Here is a 5,024-nt window from a genome sequence, read left to right on the forward strand (position 1 = left end):
TCGCCTTCCTTCTTTCGTTCCATCCATCGCTGAGTAAAAGGCAGGCAGCTCGCGCCGCCTCGCATGGCAATCTTCAAAACCCGTGCCATGTGGGCCGATCGAGCCAAAGGAAAGATCCTTTTGTTGGGTTTCAGAAAGTTACTCCGAACCACCACAGGAAACTGCCAAACAAACCTAATGTCGCCGATCAGACAAAGCCGACAGACGGTGTCGTGATGGCATCACTTGCACCGCTAGAGCAAATCCTGCTCAATCTGGGTCATATCCAGCGGCCTTAAGGTAGTTTGCGCATTCTGCCGCAGTGAAGCGAGGTATCAAGGCCCCGACCGCATCCCATAGAGCATCGATCTTTCGCTCGGCTCGGCCTCGCAACATGGCTTTCAGCTTCGAGAATGCGTTCTCGATTGGATTGAAGTCCGGACTATAGGGCGGCAGGAACATGAGCTTGGCGCCGGCACGTTCGATGGCATCGCGGACACCGGCTATCTTGTGTGCAGGCAGGTTATCCATAATGACGACGTCGCCGATCTCCAGGGGCGGCACCAGCACCTGTTCGACATACGCAAGGAAGACGTTGCCGTTCATCGCGCCATCGTAGACGAATGGGGCGGTCATTCCGCTGAGGCGCAACGCACCGGTGAAAGTCGTTGTTTTCCAATGGCCGTGCGGCACGCCGGCACGGCAAACGCTCACCTCGCAATGCACGTCCGCGCAGACCGTGACATCTTGGTCGAGAGGCCGGTTTCGTCGATGAAGATCAGTTTCTCCGGATCGAGGTCCAATTGACCATCGAACCAGGCGCGCCGGCGCTTCAGGACGTCCGGTCGGTCCTGCTCCAGTGCGTGTGCGGTCTTTTTTTAAAGGTCCACCCACGGCCTCGAAGCCAGGCGCCAAGTGCGCTGCGGCTGATCTTCACCTGCCGCTCGACGGACAAGCGCTCAACCATCTCATCGAGCGTCACATCCCTACGCTCGTTGATCAACGCGACAACGAATTCCTCGTGTGCATCCACTGCCGAAGGTCGTCTCCAGCTCTGTGGCAGAGCAGTTAACTCACCCTCTTTCGCTCTTCAATCCAGCGGATCGCCGTCGAAATCCCAACTCCGAAACGAGCCGCAGCCTGTCGAGCCGACATGCCCGCCGCAGACGCTTTCAAAACCCGTATTAGGAGATCATCGCTCAGGGCCTGTCCCATCATCCACCTCTCCGCTGTGGATGTTGAATCAGCTTCGGTCGCTCTCGTCACCTCACAATCGATTCATCAATCGCAGGACATGTCTAGGTCGACCGCGCGCCAGCGCGACCGCGACCATCAGCAGGACAAAGAGCTTTGAAAACAGGAGACAATCGCACATCCCTGTAGCCAAGAGAGAAATGGCGTATCGCACGGGAGACGCTGCGAGCGCCCAGGTGATAGAGCTTCGCCTTGTGGCTGAACAAGCCAACTTCGATCGCGCAGGCCCGCCGCGCCCGACAGCTGGCCAAAAACAGCGCCAGGAGCTACGACTGGGGCCACGCACGTGAGTATGTCGAGGGCATGTCGCGCATGCTGCAGCAGGACAAACCGGATGGCCACGTCTTGGCGACCGGCGAGACGACGAGTGTCGGCCAATTTCTCGAGCGGGCTTTTGCCGACGTGAACATTACTTTGGAATGGAAGGCGTCCGGCGTCGACTGGCTACGACTCCGCGTCCGGTGCCTGCCTTGTTGAAGTCGATCCTCGATACCTCCGCCCGACGGAAGTTGATCTTCTGCCGGTGATCCGACCAAGGCCCGCCAGAAGCTGGGCTGGCAACACAAGGCCCCGGTTCAGGAGCTCGTCGCCGAGATGGTGCGCGAGGATGTCAAGCACTGGAAGGCCCTGAACAGCCGGGAAGAGCTCTGAGTGTACGACTTGTCCAACAAGAAGATCTGGGTTGTCGGCCATCGCAGTATGGTCGGCAGTGCGCTTGTGCGCAGGCTCCGATGCCGTGCTCTGCGGCAGTGGCGTCAGTTAGCGGGTCGAACGAGGAGCGCGGATCGTGAACCCGCGAGCGCGCAAAAATACGGCATTAGCCGATGATGTTCATACTTCCACCAGGTGCCCGGATTGCGGTACCGAGGCTTCGGGGCATATGTTCCTGATGGTCCTGCTTGTCTCGAATATCTCACGCTTGACGTCTAAGCGTTCGCAGATCGAAAGGTGCGGGATGTGTCATCGTGTGGGTCGGTCCGTCATCGAGGGTTAAATAGACGCACCGATCACTGGGCCGCCACCGTCTCTTCGGATAACTTCAGCTATGGGACCATGCTCTTTCATAGCTCAGGGCCATTCCGCTCGATCAAGGTCCCCGATGGCCAATCACTCATTGAGCATCCTATTGGGAATACTACCAAAATTACGTTTTCACAGCGCGTCGGCGGGAGGTTGAGATAAACATCGGCAAGGGTGGATCGCACGCGTACCCCTTCCAAAACCGTCGCAAGACCATTTCGGCAGAGCCTGAGAACAAGGTTGCGCAACGCCTGCCGAACACCGCCGAACGCAAACCGAACGCCAAGTTGCTGCAGCACTGGGTAAACAATGCGCATCGAATTAATGCCGTACCCCTCAAGATCTGGACGCACGCCCCACAATCCAAGCTCGCATACGAGTAGATCGACCTCGCCAACCCGAACGAAACGACGCAACAACCCCATGTGAGCGGCCACACCGTGCGCATCATAGCCTATTACGCGAAGCTCGGGCCTAGCTCCTGACCAACTACGAGCACCTTCGAATGGAAGGGCGTTGTAAGCTCCAGTTGGCCCATAGGTCTTCCGAAAGAAATCTGCGAGCTCCGTGTGGTCAGAGAGCTCCAACTCGTTTTCCCAGCACACTTTCCACCGCACCTGAGGGCTCATACCTAAACCTCCACTTAATACTCTGTCCAGGCGTCGACAGAGCAACTACTTGATACGCACTCGTTGGGGCGCTTCTAATGGCACTGGTATAAGCTGGTGAAATCATTTGTTTGGATGGAACTCATCCGTCCAATGGATGCGTTCCAATCAATCGGCCTGCCATCGGCTGCCGACGCCAGATGAAGCGGCTGCTCCAACTTCTTCGTGAACATGCCGCCTTGTCCATCATGCTGGATCATCTTGATCAGGCATCCAGGACATTGAACTGAAAAGTTGACCATGACTGAGAGGCTCGCTACTCAGGCAGAAGCAAGCCAAAGACGTTTTCGGCGATAATCAGGCAAATTGTCGAGATCACATTAGAACCCTCGGCGGAACCGGGCTGGTCTATCCCGGCGTCGAAAGTCGTCGAACGACCCGACCTGGCGGAGGGGTTTTTTCGGAATGTTCGGTTTGCGACAGTCTGATTCCACACAAAATGGGACGCGGCGATAGGCAGCAGCATTCTCCTGTTGAATCTGAAAGGGGTTCCCCTCGCAAAACGCCCTGGTTCGCTTTGGCTATCGCAGCCCATGGACCGGCACGCTGGGTATCGGCGAAGATTGCCAGAGGACATACTTGCCTGGCGATCCCGACCTCGGGAGAAGATGATGGGTACAGGAATGGATTCCTAGATCAGTGCGTTTCCGGTGCAAGCTTTTAGGACCCCGGACACAGCAAACGCCTCCCAGGACTGGCGAGGCGGCCGCGAGATCGCAATTTTCTCCTAGATAACGGTATGAGGTGATCGTCATACCCTGGTCACCGGTTGCCGATCGTCACGCACATGGTCTGGTACAGAGCCGGCGGCGCCGATGAGCCCCCGAGGAAATACTTAGTGACTGGCACGGTTGTTGCGTCGTCTCACGAAAGACAGCCGTTAACGAGAGGTCACGATGATGGATGTATGCTCGATGGGGATGGTGTTGTGCGGTGGGTACCTTCTTGCTGCATCCGCAGGCAGACTCGGCGGCGCTGAGAATGTCTTATCTGACTCGCCTTTGTCCGCGGCTGATGTATCGAGTTTCGAGACTTTCATAGTTCGCAGCCCACCGACATCACTCAATCTGGATCCATTTTATGCCAAATATGCTGACGCAGCGGGCATACCTATTATTTCGTCAAACAAGGTTCCAGACACGGCACTATTGATCTCACGTGACATTGTCCTCTACATGTTGTCAGAACGCCGTGATGTCCGCGATGCTTTAATCCAGGCTGGAGCGCGGGTGGGCGTCATGGCAATTGACGAGACGACGACTGATATTCCCGAGCAGCGGGATTGGAAGAAGCCTCTTCCCGATGATCCACGTCTCACCCCTGACGAGCGGCGGGATTACGCCAACACGATCGGCAAGATGACTGCCCGAGACTACTGGGCACAAAGGGCGCGCGGCATGGGCGGGCTCTACACGACGGGAGCTGTGGAGAATTTGATGGGCGTGCCGGGCACGCGGTATTACGGCGGGAACATTCTTGTTCACGAATTCTCACATAATATTTTCAACGCGCTGCGCACGGTAGATCCTGATCTCGTTGCACGAGTTGAACGTGCCTATTCGCACGCCTACGAGAAAGGCCTCTGGGCGTGTTCCTATATGGAGAACAACGTCGATGAGTATTGGGCCGAGGGCACGCGATTTTGGTTCAATACGAACTTGGCTTACAGCCGAGGCAATCTCACCATTGCCACATCAGAAGATTTCGAGGCTCACGATCCAAGCCTCTATAATATCATGGCCGAAGTCTACCGCCATGACCACCACATTCTGGCGGATGTCTATTACCGGCATTCGGCGAAGTCGCAGTAATGTCCTTTGGTATTGACTGCCGGCCTCATGCTGCAATCCCGCTGGAGACCCGAACTATCGCTGATCGTCCGTAATTTGTCAGAGCCAGCCATAAATTTGAGTTTCCGTTCAATTGAAGCGCCCATGTTGTTCCCACGGGTGCATACCAAGTACTTCGTGGCCGCTGGAATTGGCTCCTTGTGCAACATCGAGACCAAATGACCTGCCACTGAATTTTCATCCGGCGGCGATTAGAGCCTCGGCGGTCTTTGAAACGCTCCCAAACGTTGGACCACCGGATGCTAGAGTTTTC

The 5,024-nt window shown here is 56.3% G+C and carries 3 protein-coding genes and 2 pseudogenes; 3 read left to right on the forward strand and 2 right to left on the reverse strand.

The features are described 5' to 3' along the window. On the forward strand, positions 1–278 hold a 278-nt coding region (locus tag EV130_RS33015), incomplete at its 5' end, for a hypothetical protein (RefSeq protein ID WP_207900916.1). Here the strand turns inward: EV130_RS33015 and EV130_RS32270 are convergent. Further along, positions 250–1,194, reverse strand: a pseudogene (locus EV130_RS32270) (IS630 family transposase). The gene EV130_RS33015 and the pseudogene EV130_RS32270 overlap by 29 nt on opposite strands. Positions 1,195–1,425: 231 nt before the next feature. Between EV130_RS32270 and EV130_RS32840 the strand changes: the two are divergent. After that, positions 1,426–1,884: pseudogene (locus EV130_RS32840) on the forward strand (GDP-mannose 4,6-dehydratase). 410 nt (positions 1,885–2,294) lie between these two features. Here EV130_RS32840 and nodA read toward each other — a convergent pair. Then, positions 2,295–2,882, reverse strand: a complete 588-nt coding sequence (nodA, locus tag EV130_RS32280) for a nodulation N-acyltransferase NodA (protein WP_004679687.1) — start codon at positions 2,880–2,882, stop codon at positions 2,295–2,297. A 935-nt stretch (positions 2,883–3,817) separates the two neighbouring features. Here nodA and EV130_RS32290 point away from each other — a divergent pair. Beyond that, the gene (locus EV130_RS32290; protein WP_010034735.1) at positions 3,818–4,732 is read left to right on the forward strand and encodes a hypothetical protein; all 915 of its coding nucleotides are present in this window, start codon (positions 3,818–3,820) and stop codon (positions 4,730–4,732) included. The last annotated feature ends 292 nt before the right edge of the window (positions 4,733–5,024 follow it).

It is taken from the genome of Rhizobium azibense, from assembly GCF_004342325.1.
Taxonomy (GTDB): domain Bacteria; phylum Pseudomonadota; class Alphaproteobacteria; order Rhizobiales; family Rhizobiaceae; genus Rhizobium; species Rhizobium etli_B.